Source organism: Jutongia sp. SJQ-6 (assembly GCF_054161275.1).
In genome coordinates, this window is record NZ_CP195314.1 from 802,901 (window position 1) to 824,077 (window position 21,177).

Genomic DNA, 21,177 nt, shown 5'->3' on the forward strand with positions numbered 1-21,177 from the left:
CTTTTCGCCATAATTTGTTCCTCCTTACGCAGCTGCCGGATAATTTGCCAGCATTGTCAAAAACACCGTTGTAAAATACTGTCTCTGTGATTCCGGCAATTCCCGCAGCCTTGCATCTATCGAGTTATTTCCAGCATTGTCAGATTCCACGCCCAAAATATAATTTGCATCGACATGAAGAACCTCCATCAATGCGATCAACAGATCTAAACAAATTAGTCAGAGTATAAGAAAAAGTGAATTCAAAATAGTTAAAGATTCTTCCCATGAGGTTAGCACTTTTCATATTCGCTTTATCTTTACTTCCGCACAATATTAGGCTTTTGCAATTAATTTTATCCAAACCGTTTTTTATATTGTGATTGCTCATTGAGTTTACTAAAGTAATAAAATCTTTTTTTGAACAGCCCATATCATTAAATTGTGAGTCTGGCATGAAGTGAAATATCATACTTTGTATTTTGAAAAGAACTTTGGGTATATCATAAGGAGTTCCAATGATAATAATAGAGTTTACTTTTTCTGGATACTTTTTTACATAATCCAATGCCAATATTCCACCTTTACAACTTAGAATTATCATCTTAGTTCATCCAACATTTGAAACATTTCATTTCCACTATCCATATTAATTTTTATTATACGCCATCGTATACAGTGAAATGCCATTTTTCAATTTTTTCTCGCCACATAGTTCCATTCCACATCGAGTATATTTTTTTACTTTTAACGGCGTATCAGTATCCAGAATACAGGGAATATCCTTTGTGTCCGCCTCGGCAAAAGGTTGCTCCAAAATCTTGCGCATATATCCTTTCCCCTGAAATTCTCGCAGGACAACAACCATGGATACTGCAATATAGTCATGCTCTTTTTTGAAAATCTTCGCATACTGTTCGTCTCCGCTTTGTGCCATAGCTATCAGTGCCTTAAGCGGTAACTCGCATAAAAGTCGCTTGATCATATGTAAGGTCGGACCCATTGAAGGTTTTGCCCTCTTACTCCAATAAGCAAGATATCCCTCTCCTATTTCCGATGTGGTATACAGAGTTCCTGCTCTGTAAAACCATTCCGTCATAATCTCAAAGCCTTTTATTGTTTGCTCTCTTGTGAGCATCGTAACAGTTCCGGCTTTTTCATCAGCAAATGCCTCACCGATTCTTCTGCCAATGTCTGCAATTTCTTTCCTTGATTTATTTTCCACTTTTATCATGGATATTCCTCCACCAATTCCGATTTTTCCAATTCTACAAGCTGAATTTTTACTGTCTGCTGTACCTAAAGTCACAATATTTGGCTCCCTCGGCAATAGTCCCAGTTCTCACAAGCTTCATGTTCATAATATCGGCAAGCACAAAGTCCATACGACACAAGTATTGTGCTAATTCCGGGCATCCCTCATCATTGCACAACTTACAAATTCCACACTCAAGATAATCATATCCAAGATCATACTCGTCATTTCCCGGTAATATATCAACCACCCAGTCATTTTCATATTTTCTCTTATGACTTTCTTCGGACCACTTCAAACGTCCTTCCATCTTCTTAGGCGACAGATAGCTTTCCGCATCTCCCATCACTTTCCTGAATAAAGACGAAGCACAAAGTCCATCTCTGAATATCTGGTAGTTCTCCTCCGGCGACTTACCTGTGCTGCGGTTCATCGCAATAAAATAGCTGCCCATTACATAACTGCTCACGAGCCTTGAGTTGCCAATTTCTTTCGCCCTGTTCATAATTTCTTTGTGCGTCTTTATTATTTTCTTTGCGGTATTCTTTTGAAATCCACGCCTTTTTAGTTCAGCCTTAACCGCACTATGATAGAACTTACTTACTGATAATACCCCGATAGAATTTTTCATATCAAGTGCACCTCCTATAATCCACACTTCGCACAAGTTAGTTGTCATTAACCAATGTTTACTATACGATACTTTTTAATCAAAGTAAAGCGGACTTATCTCCTTTCTTCTTCTCTCTTCTCCAAAAAAGACCGACGCATAAAGCTGCAAATACAACAGTCACAATTATAAGTATTGGCATTATCGGAATTGAACGTACATCTGCATCTATCAGCTTAAGGCCCTGATTCAATGTGTATATTTCTATTATACCTTATATCGGCAAAATCGCATATCCATTTTATGCCATATTTCTGTAATATAAAAGCCGGATGCATCAAACCTCGGTGGTTACTGACGAATCCGACCTTTTGTAGTCCAATTTCCGCTCTTGAAGATGAATCGTATATCATCCTTTGACATTATCACAACTTCCACAATGCAGACAGTGATTCTGATAGATTGCTGATATCAAAGTAATCGCCCTGTGCCTCATACAGTTGAAACACTTCGATTGCGTCTTTCGTATCTCCCGGATAGATTTAGTCTTTCCTGTTCCATAAAACTCCTTGATATTAAAAGTGGCTGTGCTAAAAAGCATAGCCACCATGAAGAATCACCAGAGGTGATTCTTACGCTTTTACGACCTCCACTTATAGGTAGGACTCACCTTTAATATTATAAAACAAAAAAGCCCGAAATAGTCAATAGATTTTCGGAAACCGTTTCAAATAATTTTGTCGTTTCACACTGTTCTGCATCTGCTGACCTGTTATCATTGCATTACACTATTTTTGTCCATTTCCGGGTTTCAGGGGACAGCTTCCGTTTAGCGCATACCGGCAGTCGTCGCCGTAGCCCAGCGTTTTCGTACGGTGAAATCCATTTTTCATATAATAAGCAACGATATAGTCCACCGCACAGATTCCCGGCAGGATGCCCCTTGCGTCAAATTTATCCGCATAAGTAATGAATCCGCATTTCTTTATTTTGATCATAAACTCATTCTTGTTTATATCCCTATACTGGATTTCCCAATCAAAGGGATGCAGACTTCCGTTTTCCTGTCGGAGCATATGCTGCTTCGCCTTTTTCCGAAAGCTGTTCAGATACGCTTTTCCGACCATATGCAGCAGCGGCTTCGGAACAGTCAGCAGCATTTTCTCGTTCATATGCCACATGAGTTCATCTGCCTGTTTCTGATTCAAGCCCATCCCAATTAATGACACGGTTGAGCTGATAATTAAAGTTCGCCTCGCCGTTCAGATTATACACGCCTTTCTTCAGCGCAACAGGTGTTGAAATATCATACTTTTTCATAAACTTGCCGACCTCCTTATTGCTTTTATCTTATCATATAAGGAAGTCTTGCACTTTCAAATACACGCTAACTTTTAAAAAAATCAGTCATGGAGATTCCAAACATTCTTTTGCAGGTTGCCGCCAGATGGGACGGCGAGTCAAAACCGGCTGTCATTGCGGCATCCGTAATACTTCCTGATTTCAGCAGACGGATATAGCTCTTTCTTATTTTTTCCAGCGCAAGATAACGCCGCAGAGCTATCCCCACGTTCTCCTTAAACAGATGGGAAAAACGGCTGACAGAAATACCGGCATCCGATGCCAGTGCTTTTATGCAGTCCGGGTCAACACTTTCATAATTTTTCAGCGTTTCAAGAGCATTTTGTATCCGTTCGTCCGTGGAAGAGGATATGTCTTTTATCCCGAGCATGCTGATAATCGCCTCGTCCACAGCCGCCAGTGAGTGGATCTCAAGCCATGTATCTCTTATTATCTGAACTGTTTCTTCACCCAAAACAGCATAATTCTGTTCTTTCAGGTATCGGCGGGAGAGTGCGTCCGCAAATAAAGATGTTTTGTCGAACAGGCAGATAAGCAGCTCCCCCTTTGTCACGTAGGCTGTATGCAGAACATCAGAATCAATGCAGACGCCATCTGCCTCAAATTCATAATGATTCACACTGCACCTTACTCTTTGAGAAACTCCAATAATCATGTGAGACAGAAGATGTCTGTGTTCATCCGGTTCGTGGTAGGCTGCGTTCAGATATAGTCTGTCATATTGAAATAAACATTCTGTCATGAATGGTTATCCTTTCAAACTGGAATTGTCATATTTTACTGATCAATACCACGATTCCGGCTACCACAAGTGCCACAAGCATGTATACCACTGTAGCCGCTCCTCGTTTTATCAGTACTGTCTTCCAGGACTTAACATAAGAAACATCTTCCATACCTTCTATATGCCAGATTTTGCTGTGCCCTACCCATAATCTGTCAATCACAATCCCATCAAACCAGTTCATAATTACAAGAAAAAGAAAGGATTGAAAATATGCTGTTTTAAAATCCGTAACATGATTCCAAATGGAAATAATCAGAATCAGAGCTACAAATATGATGACACAAAACGGAATCATAAACCACTTTGATTTTTTCATAACCGTTTCTTTATTGGCAATTCCGCGTTTTTCTGCTTCTTCTATATATTCTTTTGGATAAAAGTATAAGCAATTAAGCCCATCGTTCTTTACTGCACATTTTATCAGCATAACATACAATAAACAATACAATACGTTCTGTAACAACAATAACATGATTCATTCCTCCTACAAATTCCGATTGAACAAAATCGCTGCGCGATGGCCTGCCAAGGCTGTGGCGCAGTTTTATTTTTATTAAAAAAGCAGTGGCATTACTTTCCATAATCCGTTATTGTTAAGTTACCACACGAAACAACTGAACTAAGAAAGCTCCACTGCCTATGATAAGAATAACATTTTCCAGTCTCTTCCGCAATCGGAATTATGACGCTCATGCACCTCCAAATAGGTAGATGTAATTATTAACACTACTTATTCTGGAGGTTTTATTATGTATAAAGATATTTTTGAATCCATCCGCAATGAAGCGGAAAAACGTAACCTGCGTGAAAGAACTATTCAACTGTATTGCTCTGATGTCAGTTACTTCCTTCGTTGGATTGGAAAAAATGTTTCTGATCTTACACTCGAAGATGCGGAAAGTTTTCTTACCGCCAAACGTCTGGAAGGCAGGTCGCCTGAAACTCACAATCACTATCGGTCTGCAATCAAGTTCTTATATAAAAAGGTGCTGAAGATTGTCTGGGATGATGACACTGTTCCGGCTATGAAAAGAGAGCGAAATCTTCCTACTGTTCTGTCCCGCGATGAAATAAATGCAATCATTGACGCTACTCCGAATCTGAAACATAAAGCGATTATTGCAACTATGTATTCTTCCGGATTACGTGTGTCAGAGGTTGTTCATCTCCATTATGATGACATTTCCCGTACCAACATGACGATTCATGTTAGGGAAACCAAAAGCAGAATTGACAGATATACGATTCTGTCTCAAAAGAATCTTGACCTTCTCACAGAGTATTGGTTTAAGTGTGGGCGTCCTAAAGATATCCTTTTCCCAAGTTCCTGGACCGGTGGATATCTGGATATAGCCAGTGTTAACCAGTTCTTTAAGAAAAGTGCCAAACTTGCCGGTATTACCCGTCGCGTTTCTTCCCATGCATGCCGTCATAGTTTTGCCAGCCATTTATTCGAAAGTGGTACGGATATAAAATATATCCAGTCACTTCTTGGACATGTTGATCCTCGCTCTACAGATGTTTACCTTCATGTGAGCAACAAGACACTTCTTGGAATCCGCAGCCCATTCGACAACCCGAAAGGTGGTGAATCATGAGTAAAGATTGCACGATTCAGGATGTTTTCCATCGTTTTTATTCATCATTTGAATCCACACATGATATTTCTCCCGCTCAAAGAAAAGCCGCTTACCACATCATGAATTGCAAAACCGGTGCCTTTGGTGTGAATGTAAGCGTATGCGAGGACTGCGGTTGCATATCAGTCCACTATAACTCCTGCCGTGACAGATGCTGTCCTATGTGTCAGGAGTTTCCAAAAGAAAAATGGGTGGATGCACGGCGTGAGGATATCTTAGATGCTCCTTATTTCCATGTGGTTTTTACAGTTCCGGAAGAACTTAATCCCATTATCTACAGCAACCAGAAATTCTTATACACTGCTCTTTATCATGCGGCTTCAGATACTCTCAGTGAACTTGCTGCTGATAGTAAGTATCTTGGGACTGATATCGGCTATATTTGTATCCTCCATACATGGGGAAGCACCATGAATTTTCATCCTCATATCCATGCAATTGTTCTTGGTGGAGGACTGGATGTGAAAAATCATTGGAAAGACAATGGGAAAGATTTTTTTCTTCCGATTAAGGCAATCTCCAAAACGTTTCGTGGAAAATATATGGCTGAACTTAAGCAGCTCTGGGAAAATGACAGACTTGAATTTCATGGATCAGCTGCTCCTTACAAAAACTACTATACTTTCAAGGAATTGTTAAATACCTGCTATGCAAAGGAATGGATTCCTTATTGTAAGAAACCATTTGATGGTGCCGAATCTGTTATCAGATATCTTGGAAAATACACCCACCGGATTGCTATCAGCAACTACCGTATCAAAGGCATGACAGAATCTACAGTTACATTTTCTGCTAAAGATTACAAAAATCAAGGGCATTGGAAAGAGATCAGCATATCCGGCGAGGAATTTATCCGTCGATTTTTAATGCATGTTCCTCCAAAGCGTTTTGTACGTATTAGGCACTATGGTCTTCTTTCATCCAGAAATAAGAAGAAAAAGATTACCCTATGCAGAAACATCCTTGGTTGCAAAAAATATATTTCCAAGCTGAAAGATATGGATGCACCTGCCATTATCCGTCTTCTTTACAATAAAGATATATGCAAGTGTTCTTCCTGTGGTGGTAAGATTATTCCTCTGCCTACAGAACAACATTTTATAAAACCAAAACCACATATGCTCTGTTAACGTATCATAACTGTATATTTTTTTAGCTTCCTTAGGGAGGCTTATTTCTGGTGTCATAATACAGGACTGAATTAAAAATCCTATGTGTTTCTATCTGTACATGCTATACTATCATAGGTAGAGTATCAGAATTAAAAGTCCATATAGAGTTGACGCACTTTGTTCAACCAGGAAAAATCGAAATTGATGCAAACGAAAGGACAGTTAATGAAAATCTCAAGACTGTTTTTTCGTTTGCACCATATTCGATTCTTTCCTTAACGATTTGTAACTGACCACATCTCCGTCACACATCATATTATATCAGACATCATAACCTTTGCAATCACCAACTTGCATGACGAAATGAAAAAATCAAATTTTCTCCCGCCTACAAACTCTTATATTTCTGTACCAATGCCCCCAATTCTTCCAATAATGCGTCAGATGGTGCCACAGACTTATCCCCCTTCAGTATGTAATCCGTACTCACTCCATAAATTTCACTAAACATCAACAGCGAATCAATCGACATTCCCTTCACTCCACGCTCTATCCGGCTGATCATTCCCGGCTCAAGTCCAACTGCCTCCGCTACCTGCTCCTGTGTCTTTTCTGCCTGTTTTCTTAATGCCTTTAATCTCTTTCCGCTTGCTTCCATGTCATAAATCATCATAATTCTTCATCCTTTCCAGCCATCTCGATAGCCAGAAGTAAGATGATGAAAAATTAACTTTGAATTTTCTGCTCCCTGATCCACGCAAAAAGGCGCAAAGGAAAGCCAGTTATCTACTGGTTATCTTTCCCCTGCGTCTCTGGTACTTCCATAATTGCTGATGTGCCCTTATCAGGTGGGCTGTTCATTTAATTGTAATTTTGTTTCTATGTAACAGATCCCAGATCTGTCAGATACGGAACACACCTTTGTCGGCACGCTTCCGTATCATGCCTTCTGTATATTTCTTCAACATCATTACCCGTTTGCAGCGGTTGCATTTGATCGTGATGCCTTGCAAGACGATCCGGTCATCGTCCTGACACAAGGTATAATCCATCATCCTCGCATTACATTCTCTGCAATGCAACTGCACTGTACTCCAATTCTTCTCCAATTCAGTTCAACTCCTCTACCATACAAAATTGCTATTACCAACACGCAACATTTGTACTTGCACCAGCTGTCTTAGGACCTCTCTCTACTGTATAGATGTTGCTGCCTTTAATCTTAGCTTCCTTCAGTTCGTGGGCATAAATCTTGGCTTTCTCCTTGGTGTGAATGACCATCGGTTTGTCATCAACCTTTCTAATTTTCAATTTTCTCACCTCCTACTTTAAAAAATAAAATAAGCCGCTAGGGAGCAAAAATTGCTCCTTAACGGCTATGTAAAATCATTCAATATTCAATTATTAAAAGCAACATGAAACTGAAATTTTCGTGTTCTCAAGAGAATAATCTCATTACAGCAGTCATTATAAGTGCAATTATAACAGCCAATGCCGCTGAACCAGCTACCAAGAGAGCTTTTTGATATGGCCTTTTGCCTTCTTCCCTTGCTTTTTCAATTTCATCCAAACTCTTCCCGTCAGTAAATGCAACAATTTCTTTAAAAGTCTGAATATCATATTTCTTCTTGTACTTTTCAATTCTGACAGCAAAATACATTCCTATTCCAAACAAACATAAATACAATGCCATTCCAAACCACTTCCATAACATTACAAGCGGTATAGGTACTATCAGCAAAGCAATAAATAATACGGTAAAAATAGTGCTATCCTTTTGAAATTTTGCATATTCCTGTGTGTCAATTTCTTTTTTCATTCTTTCTAAATCTCCTTTGACTAAATTATCAAGAGATACCTGAAAGACTTCACTCATAAGCACTAAACTTTTAATATCAGGATAATTTTTTTCATTTTCCCAATTTGATATAGTTTGTCTTGAAACATAAATTTTATCTGCCAACTCCTCTTGCGATAAATTTGTCTCTGTTCGATATTTTTTTATCTGCTTGCTAAGTTCCATCTTTGTCACCTCCTTCATAACCCACTTTAATCAAAAAAGAAATTTTGGTCTATCAAAATGCTTTTACATTGTCCATTTTAGCCATGTCAAAAGTATTTTACAGTGCGTAAAATTCAAATAAACGCGTGCTTTTATAGCTCGCCTCTCAAACGTGCTTCTATATCAGATGCCGTATATAACACATCCGTTACAATTACCCTTTCGTCACGGATTGTGTAAAACACTGAATAATTATCGACGAGCATTCTACGCAACTCCATTCTCTTTTCCGGCTCAGAATCCATAATCCTAAATCGTTCTGGGAAAGTGTCTAATGTAAGTATTTCATCAGCAATACGATTATATTGCCCCATTGCATTATCCGGAGCAAGCAAATCTATAGCAATATAATTGTATATATCTTCCATATCCTGCAAAGCTTCTTTTGTAATCTCTACCTTATATTGCTTCATTAATGCCTCTCTCTAAATGCCACAAACGCACTAGCTGCATCCTCAACATTTCCTTTCTCTATATCGGCATATCCTTTTTCTAACTTTTGATGAATCTGTGTAGCAGACATCATATCTGCATTCACTGAATTAGCTGCTTTTGGTAATACAATAGAAAAGGGAATTCCTCCTACTAATGATATTTGTTTTAAATACATATCTATAGCAGTAGCCATTGGTATCCCTAATTGTGCCAATACACTTTCTGCATTTTCTTTTACATCTGGATTTACTCTTATATTTAATGTTGCTGTTTTTCCCATAGAATACACCTCCATCTTTCTTTTATTGTAACGTCTTTTGCGTTACAAGTCAATCTATGAAATATATTTTCGATGCGATAGCTTCACATTGTTTTGATTAACCATTGCATATCTGAGCGTTGTATCTATTTGCTCATGTCCCAGAATTTTCTGTACCTGTTCAATCGGCATACCTTTCTCAATTGCTCTGGTGGCCATAGTCCTTCTGAACTTATGTGGGTGTACCTTTTCTACACCTAACTTCTTACCCATAAGATCACACTCCTTTTTGAAGGAGTATATCGTAGAAAAATCAGCACATCAACAGAGCGTATTACTGAAATTTGCACTTATCTACTTATACGCCAAATATAGAATAAACAACAATGAATATAATCCAACAAATACTAATGGGATTAATGATATTATTCTTAAAATTTTATTCTTATATTTATTGGTAACCCAAAAGATTATACTGAACACACTCCCAACCATACAACCAAGCACCAATCCACTAATAACTGCTTCAATAATTTCAGTTTCAATCATACACATTATTCCAACTATACAAATAGGTGAAACAATTGAAAGAATAGCCATAAGTGGAGAAAAAAATTTTTTCACTCTATCTCTCCTCCCAAATCATAATTCAATTGAACTGTATGTACAACTCCACAACTTTCCGATTTCACAGCATCCCTATAAATCCAAATTTAGCGATTTCTTTTTCCGGTATTCTCTGTCCCACGGATTTCCTCATGATAGAAATAATCTACGATCACCGGATGCCCCTGCGGGACTCTGCCATAAGGCATTTCATTATCCACAAAGGCACAATCATACTTCTTAGCCATTTTCTCAGCTTTTACTTCAAGTGCTTCAAAGTAGCTGCGATTATGCTTGTTATAGATCTCGTCGTAAAGTGGTACAAGATCAGGATATTTTCCGGCGATATAATCCATAATTGTCTTTTTGAAACCGCCTCGAAGATTGAGATTTTCGAGCCAGAACAGATCGCACTGATTCTTTACCCGCTCAAAGATTGCTTCAAAATCCGTGATACCGGGGAATACCGGGGATACGAAACAGACTGTACGGATACCTGCCTCATATACCTGCTTCATAGCAGCGATACGGTGCTCAATGCTCGAAGCAGAATCCATATCGTTCTTGAAATTTTCATCTAGTGTGTTGATCGACCATGAAACGGTTACACGTCCAAGCTTCTTCAACAGATCAATATCCCGTACCACAAGATCCGACTTTGTGCAGATCAGAATATCTGCGTCACTGCCGATCAGCTGCTCCAGAAGTTTTCTGGTATTCCCGAATTGCTCCTCCTGTGGATTGTAGCCATCTGTCACAGAACCGATGACCACCCGCTGTCCGGCATATTTCTTCGGATTTTTAATTTCCGGCCAATGCTTCACATCAAGGAAAGTGCCCCATTCCTCCTTGTGCCCGGTAAAGCGCTTCATAAAAGAAGCATAGCAATACTTGCAGGCATGTGTACAGCCCACATAGGGATTGACCGAGTAACCGCCTACCGGCAGACTAGACTTAGTCATGATGTTCTTTGTTTCCACCTCACGAATGAGGATTCCATTCATTACTTCTTCCATGATTTCTGTACCTCTAACACTTTATTAAATTCTTCCGGCATTTCCTGAATCATATTTTCATCCCCTATGACAGGGACAAGGTCTTCCTTCATAAACACCGGAATGCCGAGCTTATGTGCCTGGTCCGTCAGAGACCATGCCCATTCCGGTTCCGTATGAATCTTCCTGCTCTGAGCTCCGGTCATGGTGCCGACAACGATCCAATTGATTCCGGAAAGGTCAACTGTGCCGGGATCGTCGAATAACGGCTCAAAGGTAACATGGTAATGTTTTGCTCTGACGTTTTTCCGAAGAGCATCGATACGCCACAGTTCTGCTTTCCTCGTCACCGTAACGCCAAACCATGCGTTTTCCAAATCGGTATCAAAATCCAGCAAATCAGGTCGCTTGGTAAGGAACAGGAACTGATGCTGCGGATTTTCACGGATCTTTACAAATACCTCGTCTCTCCATTCCGGCTTCCATCCGGAGAGATCGCTCATGCCGGTAAGAAGAAAGTTCTGCGGACGTTTCTTTTCCATCATCTTAAGCTTACCCGGAAAGAATTCAGGGTCAGCGAAGTCATCAATCATATGCCAGCGTTTCACGTTATTGTGGGCATAGCAATATGTACACCCCACTGTGCAGCCAATGACGATATTCATGTTCTGAATCAGATCTTTGATACAAATACTCATGACTTCTGCCACTCCTCAAGATTCTTTCTGATGCGGTCGAGGCATTCCTCAAACCGGGTAATTTCTTCCTCTGAAAAACCTTTGTAGTAAATACTGCCCATCTCATCAGATACAGAATCGTACTCGCCCTTTAAGGCATGTGCTTTCTCAGTCAGAAACAGGAGTGTTTTCCTTTTGTCCGTTTCAGACTGAACACGGCTTATCAGCCCTTGATTTTCCATTCTTTCCAGCATCGTAGTAAGAGATGTTATCGCTAATCCGCATTTAGTCGAGAGTGACCTGATTGAGATACCATCCTCCTGCCACAGCACATAAAGAATACGTCCCTGAGCTCCATTAAACGCATCAATATTCTTTTCACTGAGAATCTTCTCGAAAATCCGGTCTCCAAGCTGTTTTATTTTGGTGACAAGAAATCCTCCATTCATTTCCATACAAAAGCTCCTATATAGTAGTTTATTAAAAACATACTATATAGGAGTTTTATTGTCAAGAGTTTATATGTCTTAATAGGTAAATTCCGATTGAGATTTCACCTGTTCTAAGAGATTTAATAACTGTTATATTTTGTTATCAAATTCTCCGCAAGTCCTTGAAAACACTGGATTTATCGCAGGTGAGCTTTCCATTATTGTTTCCCTTGTGTTATATCTTCCCATATAAGTTTACGAACTCTGATAAGGGAAAATACAAGGGCAAGAAAAATCTATAAAACAGTATAACACAAAATAAAACCGACATGGTGAACTGATTGAAATGCTTCTGATTTTTTTATTACTGGTTGACCGAATACATTCCAGAACCCGCACATTATAAACGGCCAGTTCTCAAATTGATGTAAACATGCTATTTCTATGCATTTTCCTTCAACAACCACATCCCCAAATATTCATTCTGATCAAATGCTTTTATTTGTTTCATACTATCTTTCTCATATGGCGTTCCTTTATGCTGCAAGGCTACATCATTTGACATTCTTCTTAACATAAAATCAATATCCGTGGTTGATCTACCCTCATAATTTAAAACAGTATATAAAAACAATATTGTTGATTCTTGAATATAAAACAATAGGTATTGCAGTTCGTTTTTTAATGCAATACCTATTATTATGGCTTTTGTATATTCTATCTTCGGCAAATTTGATTTGAACCGCTTTTATATTGTCTTAAATTATTAGAAACTAATTTTCTTTATGAACAAGATTAAAAACACCCAAAAGTACAAACAAAATCCCCATAAATATAAGTGCGATTTTCCAGATGTTTCCCCTGAAAAATGTTATGAAAGAGGGAAATATTTTTACATAAAGCAATACGATTATTCCAAAAATCATTAAAGCCACGCCACCTATTTTTTGTTTGCTCATTTTTTAGTCTCCTTGAAAACAATTATCATCTTTGCAAATCTTTATTAAAATACATATCAACGTTTGTGGAGATATTGTACTTTCAATATTACCACACAAAAAATATATCCGCAATCCCATTTTTTGTATATTTTTTTGTTGCTATATATTATTGGATGTTTAAAAGAAAACTGCATATTTTCAATATGGTTTTTAGCCATATCTTCTTCGCTAACATCTGTTGTTTTTATATTTTTTAATATGGAATCATTTAAAAATTCGATATCTAAATAAGTTTTCACTTGCGACGATGGTAAAGATATAAATTTTCCTTTTAGCAAAAATCTAGTTTCAAATATTTCAGTCGAATTATATAAATGGTAGTCTACGCTGAGGTTACTTATATCAATTCCTAGTTTTTCAAAAAAACCAATTTGTTCATTTGTTAATACGGATTTAAACTTCTCCATCCCGTAATGCGTCATATACTGCATCCAACATGGGAATAGTGCGAATACCGGCTGCCGTCTTTGACATAGAAAGCATATAAGAACATTTGAAATCATCATTAGCATCCGGTCTATAGGAAATACTGTGGTTAATGCTAATCTCCCGATTTTCAAAATCCACATCTTCCCAACGCAATCCAATAATCTCTCCAATTCTGGCTCCAGTTCCCAATAAAATGGTAAACAGTGGTGCCCATCTGCAATATACGGGATTTTGACGCGTATATTGTAGAAATGCTTTCTGTTGTGGAATTGTTAATGCCCTTCTTTCTCTTCGGGCGTATGAGTTTCGCTTCTTTATCACTGCCATACATCCGTCTGTCGGATTGGTTCGAATAATGTTATCCCTCACTGCTAACTGAAACACAGGATGTAATAATGTATGAATTCTATCTACGGTACTAATCTGCAAATTCTTTTCCTCGATTAAATGACCGTAGTAAAAAAGTACATCCGAATACTTGACTTCTGCAATCAGTTTCTTACCAAAAGAATCCTTTACAAATCGGTTATACATATAAATATAACCTGTATATGTAGACTTCCTAAGTTCTGATTTAGTTGCCATATACCGTTCAAACACATAATTGATTGTTGCAACTGCAGCTGTATAAGTATCCAAACCATCTAATTGATCTTTTTGCAATTGCTTCTCTCTATTTCGCAGTTTCATTAAATCTTTGGAATAAATATATTTTCGTCTTCCAAACGGATCGGTGTATGCATAAGAATATCTTCCATCCTTTCTCTGACATTCTCCCTGCTTCAAGACTCTGCCTCGTGTATCCTTGCGTGTTGCCATATAATCTCTCCTTCCAAAAAATAAAAAGGAAAGATTTCTCTCGCAATACTCTCTGCCATAGTCACAATACACTGTTTCAATACTGATTGTTATTCAATCTAACCATAGTATACAACATCGAACATATGTTTGCAAGCATTTTCTGACATTTGCATAGAAAAATCTTTCCTATCAATTCTATATCCATTACTTCCGTCAATCGGTGATCCGGAATGACTCCAGATATTCATCTAAAATATCACAGTTCACTAAAACCACCTGATTGATCTTATAGGTTGCCTGTGCATCTTTTGCCAGATCCATAAACTTTCTTTCACTCATACTGTAAAGTTCTGCACCTTCACGGTATCTGACAAAACGCTTTTTTATCTTTGCAGGCTTTGCTCCCTCTCTGTTATTCTTCACTGCCATCTGCTTTCTCCTTAATACCCAGTTGAATACGGATTGCCGCATCAATCGCACTCATTACTTCCTTATTACAGATATATCCGATCTTGCTCTTTACCAGTCTGCGGTCAATCGGTACGATCTGCTCGATGTCTTGATATTGTTTGAAATAAATACTTTCAAAGGTCCCCGGAATATCGGTATCATTTTATTATACAAATCAGAAATATCTCTATAGCCGGCCGCTAACACTAAAGTTTTGCATTTTCTTACACTTGCAAGATATGTAGCCATACCGGCTCCATAACTATGTCCCATAATTACAATTTCTGATTGCGGATATTCCTCTTGCGCCCAGTCATACAATTCTGTGGCCGATTTCTTCATTGTCTGTAAATTCATATTTCCTTTACTATCCTGTGTTCCGTAATAATCAACTGCTAAAAATGGACATTCAAAATTATGCGCATATTTTCCCACAGAATTATATGCAATATAATTTGAGCCTCCAAAGAATAATATCACTTTGTCACTACTTGCTTCTAAATTATATCCATAACCGGTTAACTTATCTGTCATCTGAATATATTGAGGAACAGATGTAATATCTGTCATCTTATTCGTTCATTGGATCTATGACGATTATCTCATCATCACCCGACAAGAATACGCTGCCCATCTCCATCTTACAGAAGAAGGATTTACCGGAACCCGGCACTCCGAAAATGAAGCCATTTCCGTTAATGAGCTTCTTTCTGTTGCCGATATTCACATTCTTGCTGATCTGGTTGATGCCATAATAGTTCCCTGTGCTGTCATTTAATTCCTGCACATTAAATGGCATAAGCACCGCAAGTGACTGGGTAAGAAGTGTACGCATTGTCTCCACCTGTCTTACACCAATCGGAAGTGCTGTGTTGAGTGCCTCCCTCTGCTTTAAGTAGTGTGTGTCAATCGTGCAGCTGTTACGCTTTCCGATAGTCTCTACTGTCTCACATACACTCTCAAGCTCCTTCTTGCTTTCTGCCATAAGAATAATGGTTACTCCCACAAAGAAAAGGCACTGGTCATTCTCACGGACATCATCCATGATTTCCTCAATCTCCTTTTTCTCCGTTCTTTTGGCATATGAGATTTCCGTAGAAAAATCGTTATTCTTATTACGGACTCTCTGCTGCTTAATGATATCCGACTCAATACCAAGGTATTTCTTCTGAAGCACCTTTGTTGTCAGATCCTTGGGAACTGGCACCACATCAATGCTCGTGATGGAATGAACTGGAAGGGAAGTAATCTCATTGATGAATCTGTCTGACAAACTGCTCGGATACTTTTTGATGAAAAGTGCCTTGCAGAATTTACTCTCATCCTCAAAATGGTCCGGGAAATATTTCACCATCCCATTGCACAGATCATTTCTAAAATCTGCCCCGACCTTCTTTGCCTTTTTGATATCAAAATCAAAGCTGCCCTCATCTCCAAGATGATAATAGTCATAGAGCACTTTCAGTCTCTCATTGCCATTAAGTGGTACAATCTCCGCACCAAGCTCAATGAAAGCCTTGTGTATCGTTGCCTCAAGGGTTGCAAACTGTGCCTTTGCCTCCTCGAAGTTCTTTCTCTCAATCGTGATTGTCAGATATCTCTCCTGCTCAATCCCCTGTCTGCCCTCAATAATCTTCTCCTCAATGATGTCATTGTAGATACTTCTATAATTATTGAAGCCATCGTTTTTCTCAGCAATCAGAACCTTGTCACGGAGTTCATCCATGTTTTTGTTCTTATTGTTGATCGTAATCTTATAATTACAGTCCAGCGAATTTAAGAACTTGCAGTATCTCTCGAAAATACCGATCTGCTCATCCTCGGTTGCTGTCGTGTAATTGATGTCCTGAAAGCGGTAGCATTTGGAATACTTATTTTTGCTTACTTCAAAAATGCCGTTTTCAGCCACCGCCATAATCTCTATGGTTTCCTGAATGGATTTAGGTGTCTTATACAAAGGCTCACTCGCCTTCTTTCTCTGTATCAACATGCTCCAAACCATTACCACCTGCAATCCCAAGTATCATAGCAGATTGTACATCATATTGATTTAATTGTCCTTTCATCATCTGATTCATTGCTTGTAACTGTTGAACAGAATCCATTGCCATATGATTCTCATAATCAGATAAGCTGATATCCTTCCAAGGATTATTCATATTATTATCACCGCCAACTTCCAAGGCTTTCAATCTCTCTCAAAACCTTGAATTTGTTTTTCTATATATGCTCTGATATTTCAAATTCGCATTCAGAAGCTCCACTATTGACAATTGTATCAACAATAGTTATCGTTACACTCTTTTCAAAAGCCTCAGAAAACAATCCCATATACCAACCAGCAGAACATTCACAATACTTTAAAATTTATCATTTACAGTTTTTGATTTCACTTAATGTAATATAAGTTCCTACTAATATTACCAATACCGATATAACAGCAATAATACTGGAAATGAAATCTCTGATACCATCTCCAGCCACAATAAAATGAAGAGCAGCCAATATTATACCGATAACTATCAATATAATTCCATACAATACTTTTTTCCACTGTATATTTAATTTCATCCAGACACTCCTTTTCTATCTACTTCGCTAATAAATTTGCTATAACCATATCTGCTTTTGGGAGCTGACTTTTTGAATATATTCTACCAACCCATTCCTTTTTTAACCCTATCAGTTTTCTCTTTTCCAAGCAATCGTTCTAACATTATAAATGCAACATCATTGGCAGTTTGCGGGGAATACGAAGTAATTATATTTTTATCCACTACAATAGGCTCATTCATAACGTTAACTCCAAACTCAGCAAGTTCTTTCTGACGATATGCATCATTCAAATGATAGGTAGTAGCATTTCTGCCTTCCAGAACCCCAGCTTTTCCAATCGGCAATGCAGCTACACAAACACTTGCAATAATCTTTCTTTGCTTGTGAAACTCACAAATTAATTGTAAGAATCGTTCATCATATGCTTCCTCAAAAAAGCCATATAAATAATCTCCACCTGGAATGGCAATAGCATCATACTCATCCGCACTGATTTCTTCTGTCAACCTATCAACTTTAAGCTCATTTCTCCAAAAAGCACTGTGTACTACCTTAGTAAACCCATAAACATCTACTTGCATATCAAATCCATGTTCACTTTTCGCCCACCCGCAAACATCGTAAAAAGAAGAAAACTCCATCATTTCAAAACCCTTACAGCAAAACAATAATACTTTCATATACATTCTACCTCGCTGATAAATTCTTCTATCAGTCTGTTGACTTCATCCGGCTGATCCGTATTGGAATTATGACCAGCATTCTTTATCCATTTAAGCGGTAAACCTTCTCTCTGATGCCATTTTTTATTGTAGCTTTTGACTGAGCCCGCTTTATCCTTTTCGCCACAGATAAGAAGAGCTGAACAACTGATATGATATGGCAGATCTGCTTTGATTGCCTCAGCAAGCATTCTGAAACCAAAACCGGCAAGCCTTGCATATTCTTTAGGATCCGAATCATAGGACATCATCATCTTATGCATAAGCTTCTGACCATAATCCGTCTCTGCGCACCCTCTTGAGCCTGCCCTAAGAAGTGCTTTCCATGAATATATCTTATATAATGGCTCTGTTCTTTCAAGAAGCCATATTTCCATTGCTGTAATATAAGACCTTTTAAGTGGTGCAGAATCAATGGAGATAAAGCCTTTTATCTTATCCGGATATAATTCCATATACATTTGAGCCAGATATCCACCCATAGACTGACCGATAATGATGGGATTATAAATTTCTTCTTTTGCCAAGATTTTATCAAGCCATTCTGCCATGTCAGACAGACTGTAATTATTCGTAAATGGTCTTGATAATGCATGTGACGGTGCATCCCATACAAACACATTCTGTTTATTCTCAAAATATTCTATCTGTTTTTCAAAAAGCCTGTGGTCTGCTGTAAGTCCCGGCAAAAACACTAACGTAATTTTCTGCTTATCTATTATATTTACAAAATAATGGATGCAGCCACAGCGTGTTTTATAACTGCTTTCTATCATTTTCCTTCCCCTTTCCATAAACCATTTCCCAATGATTTATCATTTCCAGATATTCCTGCTCAAAAACAGTTACATCATAATTTCCTGTTCTGTACCAATGTTTAAGCATCCCGTCTGAAGCATACAGAATTTCTTTATATATACGAGAAAACTCTATATCCTTACGAATTAAATCGAGATTTAAAATTGACAGAAACATTTCCAATGTCTTTTTTGCGGCATCCTGTACATCCGGTTGGATGATTGATTGAATATCGGGTTCTGTTTCAAAGTATGAATTAATGGAAAACAGGGATAAAAATGTGTATTTTCTCATCACTGCACACTTAGCCATCAGACCTCGACGCAGCATTTCAAAAAAATCATCTGTTTCATATACCTTATATTCGCACATATATTTTTTTGTTAAATCCGCTGCATGATTCCATAGGAAAATATATAACTCCAGTTTGTTATGAAAATAATGAAACAAAAGCGATTTGGATATTCCGGCTTCTGCCACAATTTCTGAGGTTGGTGCCTTTTTATATTGATTCGTTGCAAATACTTTATATGCAGCATTCAATATCTGCGATTGCTTTTCTTCCGGCAATGCATAAAATTTTTCATTCATAAGCTGCCTCCGTTGACCAATTCGGTTAATATGAGTATATACCCATTGACCGATTAACGGAAGACCTCATTTGATCATCACGTCAATGACTATCTGTTCATAATAACGTCTCTATTATCTATAGTGGTGTACTCTCATGAAAACATTCCTAAAACATCTGTATAATTCTTGCAATCTCCATAACTACAATCTTTAGCATCACTCCACCGGACATCACATAAAACCATATCTCACGCATATGCTGTGACTTTGCAATTGGTGTTGCTATTGCTGCAATAATTATGATTGCAGCTCCGACACATCCAACGATGTTTGGAACACTCACAAGTGAAAATATACCGGGATTACAGCTTCCATCTATCGTATACTGAATTGTTTTATCCAGTCCGTCTCTTGCGGCTGCAAAGCAGCATATAACAAGACCATATGCCAAAACAAACAGGCTCCTTCTGCCCCAGAAATTAATGTTACTTCTGCTACTGATTGAATATTCTACAAACCCGACCAGCGATAAACTCATAAGTGTAGTAACTGTTGTTACCATGTTTCCAAAATAAAGTTTCATCTGTTTTTCCTCCTATCATACAGCCTATCTGAAGTTCACTATACTCACTCATAAATAGATTCTTTACTGCTCTGCAAAGTGGAAACACACATATTCCATTAACAGCAATTCCTTTTATGGTGCGATTTGACAATGCAAATCCCAACTTTTTACTTTGTCCTTTCGATAAAGGTATCCAGCGCCTTGGCAATGATTTCATCATTTCCTTTCATCAGGTGTCCACCACCTTCCAATGGAACAAAGATACAGTCAGGGATTTTCTCTATCCATCCTTCCACACGATCAAACTTTGCCAGCTTATCATCTTTTGCGTGAATACTTAAAACGGGCACCTCAAGCTCACTCATATCATAATCCTGCCAGTTATTTACCATAACTGTATTTGTAACCTTACCATCAAAAACAATTCCTTGTTTTTTGTCCGCAAATGGCATTATAAATTTAATTGTATCCTGTTCCATTCCCATAACAGGCTCAAACAGCGGACTAATCAGCCACATGGCAAAGTCATTGCAAAGAAAAGCAGGTGGACCTGCTATCGTAAGCTCTTTCTCTGGATTTTCCAATGCTGGATAAGCAGAACAATACAGAATAAGTCCCTTCGTGCGTTCCGGGTACATCAGCGCAAATTGAATTGCTGTCGTTCCACCCGCCGAGGTTGCAAGCACATAGGTCTTATCTATATGCAGTTCATCCAACAGCTCCACAAAAGCTTCTACCTGCTTTTCAATTGTAGGTTCCTTAGGCATATCACTTCCCGGATACCCAAATCTGGAAGGTGCCAGAATACGATAACTATCTTCCTTCCCCGCCAGTGTATCATAGGCCTGATCGTATCCTCCGCAGATTCCATGACAGCTTAAAATAACTTCTCCCTCTCCTTCGTCTATATAGCTTAGAGTTCCATAAGTAGTTTCTATTGTTTGGGATTTTTCCTCATAAACGGCAAACCTTTCCTGTGCCGCTTTTCTGGTTGAAAGAAAATTAACTGCACCAAGCACCACTGCGATGCACACTATTCCTACAATAATCATTTGAATTTTCCTCTTTTTCT

At 38.3% G+C, this 21,177-nt stretch carries 33 protein-coding genes and 1 pseudogene; 2 read left to right on the forward strand and 32 right to left on the reverse strand.

What is annotated here, in order from left to right:
• Positions 1-24: 24 nt before the first annotated feature.
• From ACSAJE_RS03720 to ACSAJE_RS03750, 7 genes are all read right to left on the reverse strand, one after another.
• Positions 25-189 carry a hypothetical protein gene (locus tag ACSAJE_RS03720; RefSeq protein WP_458009718.1) on the reverse strand — a complete coding sequence of 55 codons (165 nt, stop codon included), beginning with the start codon at positions 187-189 and terminating at the stop codon, positions 25-27.
• Positions 190-628: 439 nt separating this feature from the next.
• Positions 629-1,213 carry a GNAT family N-acetyltransferase gene (locus tag ACSAJE_RS03725; protein ID WP_117910483.1) on the reverse strand — a complete coding sequence of 195 codons (585 nt, stop codon included), beginning with the start codon at positions 1,211-1,213 and terminating at the stop codon, positions 629-631.
• 49 nt (positions 1,214-1,262) lie between these two features.
• Entirely contained in the window at positions 1,263-1,865 is a 603-nt protein-coding gene (locus tag ACSAJE_RS03730; protein WP_118149268.1) for an L-2-amino-thiazoline-4-carboxylic acid hydrolase, read from the reverse strand.
• A gap of 767 nt (positions 1,866-2,632) precedes the next feature.
• Positions 2,633-3,052, reverse strand: a complete 420-nt coding sequence (locus ACSAJE_RS03735) for an L-2-amino-thiazoline-4-carboxylic acid hydrolase (RefSeq protein ID WP_458009719.1) — start codon at positions 3,050-3,052, stop codon at positions 2,633-2,635.
• On the reverse strand, positions 3,030-3,164 hold the full coding sequence (locus ACSAJE_RS03740) for a hypothetical protein (RefSeq protein WP_458009720.1): 135 nt from the start codon (positions 3,162-3,164) through the stop codon (positions 3,030-3,032). Before ACSAJE_RS03740 ends, ACSAJE_RS03735 begins: the two co-directional genes overlap by 23 nt.
• Before the next feature lie 67 nt (positions 3,165-3,231).
• Positions 3,232-3,825 (reverse strand): helix-turn-helix transcriptional regulator, encoded by a 594-nt coding sequence (locus ACSAJE_RS03745; RefSeq protein ID WP_458009721.1) that lies wholly within the window; start codon positions 3,823-3,825, stop codon positions 3,232-3,234.
• A 151-nt stretch (positions 3,826-3,976) separates the two neighbouring features.
• Positions 3,977-4,465 carry a hypothetical protein gene (locus ACSAJE_RS03750; protein WP_117890483.1) on the reverse strand — a complete coding sequence of 163 codons (489 nt, stop codon included), beginning with the start codon at positions 4,463-4,465 and terminating at the stop codon, positions 3,977-3,979.
• A 277-nt stretch (positions 4,466-4,742) separates the two neighbouring features.
• Between ACSAJE_RS03750 and ACSAJE_RS03755 the strand changes: the two genes are divergently transcribed.
• Positions 4,743-5,591, forward strand: coding sequence for a tyrosine-type recombinase/integrase (locus ACSAJE_RS03755; RefSeq protein ID WP_458009615.1), 849 nt, complete (start codon positions 4,743-4,745; stop codon positions 5,589-5,591).
• Positions 5,588-6,763 carry an IS91 family transposase gene (locus tag ACSAJE_RS03760; protein WP_458009616.1) on the forward strand — a complete coding sequence of 392 codons (1,176 nt, stop codon included), beginning with the start codon at positions 5,588-5,590 and terminating at the stop codon, positions 6,761-6,763. Before ACSAJE_RS03755 ends, ACSAJE_RS03760 begins: the two co-directional genes overlap by 4 nt.
• A 370-nt stretch (positions 6,764-7,133) precedes the next feature.
• Here the strand turns inward: ACSAJE_RS03760 and ACSAJE_RS03765 are convergent, their stop codons facing one another.
• The 25 genes and pseudogenes from ACSAJE_RS03765 to ACSAJE_RS03885 form a co-directional block, all read right to left on the reverse strand.
• Complete coding sequence (locus tag ACSAJE_RS03765) at positions 7,134-7,418, reverse strand: helix-turn-helix domain-containing protein (protein WP_249298422.1); 285 nt, start codon at positions 7,416-7,418, stop codon at positions 7,134-7,136.
• A gap of 229 nt (positions 7,419-7,647) precedes the next feature.
• Entirely contained in the window at positions 7,648-7,854 is a 207-nt protein-coding gene (locus ACSAJE_RS03770) for a hypothetical protein (RefSeq protein WP_118508065.1), read from the reverse strand.
• A gap of 34 nt (positions 7,855-7,888) precedes the next feature.
• Entirely contained in the window at positions 7,889-8,056 is a 168-nt protein-coding gene (locus ACSAJE_RS03775; protein ID WP_182448340.1) for a hypothetical protein, read from the reverse strand.
• A gap of 127 nt (positions 8,057-8,183) precedes the next feature.
• The gene (locus tag ACSAJE_RS03780; RefSeq protein WP_249298424.1) at positions 8,184-8,768 is read right to left on the reverse strand and encodes a helix-turn-helix domain-containing protein; all 585 of its coding nucleotides are present in this window, start codon (positions 8,766-8,768) and stop codon (positions 8,184-8,186) included.
• Between the two features lie 131 nt (positions 8,769-8,899).
• Positions 8,900-9,220 carry a type II toxin-antitoxin system RelE/ParE family toxin gene (locus tag ACSAJE_RS03785; RefSeq protein ID WP_015553868.1) on the reverse strand — a complete coding sequence of 107 codons (321 nt, stop codon included), beginning with the start codon at positions 9,218-9,220 and terminating at the stop codon, positions 8,900-8,902.
• Complete coding sequence (locus ACSAJE_RS03790; protein WP_176694763.1) at positions 9,220-9,522, reverse strand: type II toxin-antitoxin system RelB/DinJ family antitoxin; 303 nt, start codon at positions 9,520-9,522, stop codon at positions 9,220-9,222. The genes ACSAJE_RS03785 and ACSAJE_RS03790 overlap by 1 nt, the downstream gene beginning before the upstream one ends.
• Positions 9,523-9,576: 54 nt before the next feature.
• Positions 9,577-9,804: a tyrosine-type recombinase/integrase gene (locus tag ACSAJE_RS03795; RefSeq protein ID WP_458010047.1), complete on the reverse strand. Its 228-nt coding sequence runs from the start codon at positions 9,802-9,804 to the stop codon at positions 9,577-9,579.
• 51 nt (positions 9,805-9,855) lie between these two features.
• Positions 9,856-10,125, reverse strand: coding sequence for a hypothetical protein (locus ACSAJE_RS03800; protein ID WP_118691355.1), 270 nt, complete (start codon positions 10,123-10,125; stop codon positions 9,856-9,858).
• An 89-nt stretch (positions 10,126-10,214) separates the two neighbouring features.
• The gene (locus ACSAJE_RS03805) at positions 10,215-11,123 is read right to left on the reverse strand and encodes a radical SAM mobile pair protein B (RefSeq protein ID WP_015567824.1); all 909 of its coding nucleotides are present in this window, start codon (positions 11,121-11,123) and stop codon (positions 10,215-10,217) included.
• Positions 11,111-11,800, reverse strand: a complete 690-nt coding sequence (locus ACSAJE_RS03810) for a radical SAM mobile pair protein A (protein WP_118691354.1) — start codon at positions 11,798-11,800, stop codon at positions 11,111-11,113. Before ACSAJE_RS03810 ends, ACSAJE_RS03805 begins: the two co-directional genes overlap by 13 nt.
• The gene (locus ACSAJE_RS03815; RefSeq protein WP_004853467.1) at positions 11,797-12,234 is read right to left on the reverse strand and encodes a radical SAM mobile pair system MarR family transcriptional regulator; all 438 of its coding nucleotides are present in this window, start codon (positions 12,232-12,234) and stop codon (positions 11,797-11,799) included. Before ACSAJE_RS03815 ends, ACSAJE_RS03810 begins: the two co-directional genes overlap by 4 nt.
• A gap of 418 nt (positions 12,235-12,652) precedes the next feature.
• A complete protein-coding gene (locus ACSAJE_RS03820; protein ID WP_118691521.1) occupies positions 12,653-12,940 on the reverse strand; it encodes a hypothetical protein in 288 nt (95 codons plus the stop codon).
• A 43-nt stretch (positions 12,941-12,983) separates the two neighbouring features.
• On the reverse strand, positions 12,984-13,169 hold the full coding sequence (locus ACSAJE_RS03825) for a hypothetical protein (protein ID WP_118691522.1): 186 nt from the start codon (positions 13,167-13,169) through the stop codon (positions 12,984-12,986).
• 56 nt (positions 13,170-13,225) lie between these two features.
• Positions 13,226-13,618 (reverse strand): hypothetical protein, encoded by a 393-nt coding sequence (locus tag ACSAJE_RS03830; protein ID WP_458009722.1) that lies wholly within the window; start codon positions 13,616-13,618, stop codon positions 13,226-13,228.
• Entirely contained in the window at positions 13,605-14,459 is an 855-nt protein-coding gene (locus tag ACSAJE_RS03835) for an integrase DNA-binding domain-containing protein (protein ID WP_458009723.1), read from the reverse strand. Before ACSAJE_RS03835 ends, ACSAJE_RS03830 begins: the two co-directional genes overlap by 14 nt.
• Positions 14,460-14,654: 195 nt before the next feature.
• Positions 14,655-14,870: a DUF6462 family protein gene (locus ACSAJE_RS03840; RefSeq protein ID WP_118558951.1), complete on the reverse strand. Its 216-nt coding sequence runs from the start codon at positions 14,868-14,870 to the stop codon at positions 14,655-14,657.
• Between the two features lie 90 nt (positions 14,871-14,960).
• Positions 14,961-15,461: an alpha/beta fold hydrolase gene (locus ACSAJE_RS03845; protein ID WP_458009724.1), complete on the reverse strand. Its 501-nt coding sequence runs from the start codon at positions 15,459-15,461 to the stop codon at positions 14,961-14,963.
• A 4-nt stretch (positions 15,462-15,465) separates the two neighbouring features.
• Positions 15,466-16,893, reverse strand: a pseudogene (locus ACSAJE_RS03850) (VirB4-like conjugal transfer ATPase, CD1110 family); the annotation flags it as partial.
• Entirely contained in the window at positions 16,853-17,050 is a 198-nt protein-coding gene (locus ACSAJE_RS03855; protein ID WP_458009725.1) for a hypothetical protein, read from the reverse strand. The gene ACSAJE_RS03855 and the pseudogene ACSAJE_RS03850, both read right to left, overlap by 41 nt.
• Positions 17,051-17,261: 211 nt before the next feature.
• Entirely contained in the window at positions 17,262-17,462 is a 201-nt protein-coding gene (locus ACSAJE_RS03860) for a hypothetical protein (protein ID WP_443785780.1), read from the reverse strand.
• 83 nt (positions 17,463-17,545) lie between these two features.
• Positions 17,546-18,127 (reverse strand): DJ-1/PfpI family protein, encoded by a 582-nt coding sequence (locus tag ACSAJE_RS03865; protein ID WP_458009726.1) that lies wholly within the window; start codon positions 18,125-18,127, stop codon positions 17,546-17,548.
• The gene (locus tag ACSAJE_RS03870; protein WP_458009727.1) at positions 18,124-18,945 is read right to left on the reverse strand and encodes an alpha/beta fold hydrolase; all 822 of its coding nucleotides are present in this window, start codon (positions 18,943-18,945) and stop codon (positions 18,124-18,126) included. Before ACSAJE_RS03870 ends, ACSAJE_RS03865 begins: the two co-directional genes overlap by 4 nt.
• A complete protein-coding gene (locus ACSAJE_RS03875; protein ID WP_458009728.1) occupies positions 18,926-19,558 on the reverse strand; it encodes a TetR/AcrR family transcriptional regulator in 633 nt (210 codons plus the stop codon). The genes ACSAJE_RS03870 and ACSAJE_RS03875 overlap by 20 nt, the downstream gene beginning before the upstream one ends.
• Positions 19,559-19,706: 148 nt before the next feature.
• Positions 19,707-20,123, reverse strand: coding sequence for a hypothetical protein (locus ACSAJE_RS03880; protein ID WP_458009729.1), 417 nt, complete (start codon positions 20,121-20,123; stop codon positions 19,707-19,709).
• Between the two features lie 149 nt (positions 20,124-20,272).
• Entirely contained in the window at positions 20,273-21,157 is an 885-nt protein-coding gene (locus ACSAJE_RS03885) for an alpha/beta fold hydrolase (RefSeq protein ID WP_458009730.1), read from the reverse strand.
• Positions 21,158-21,177: the final 20 nt, after the last annotated feature.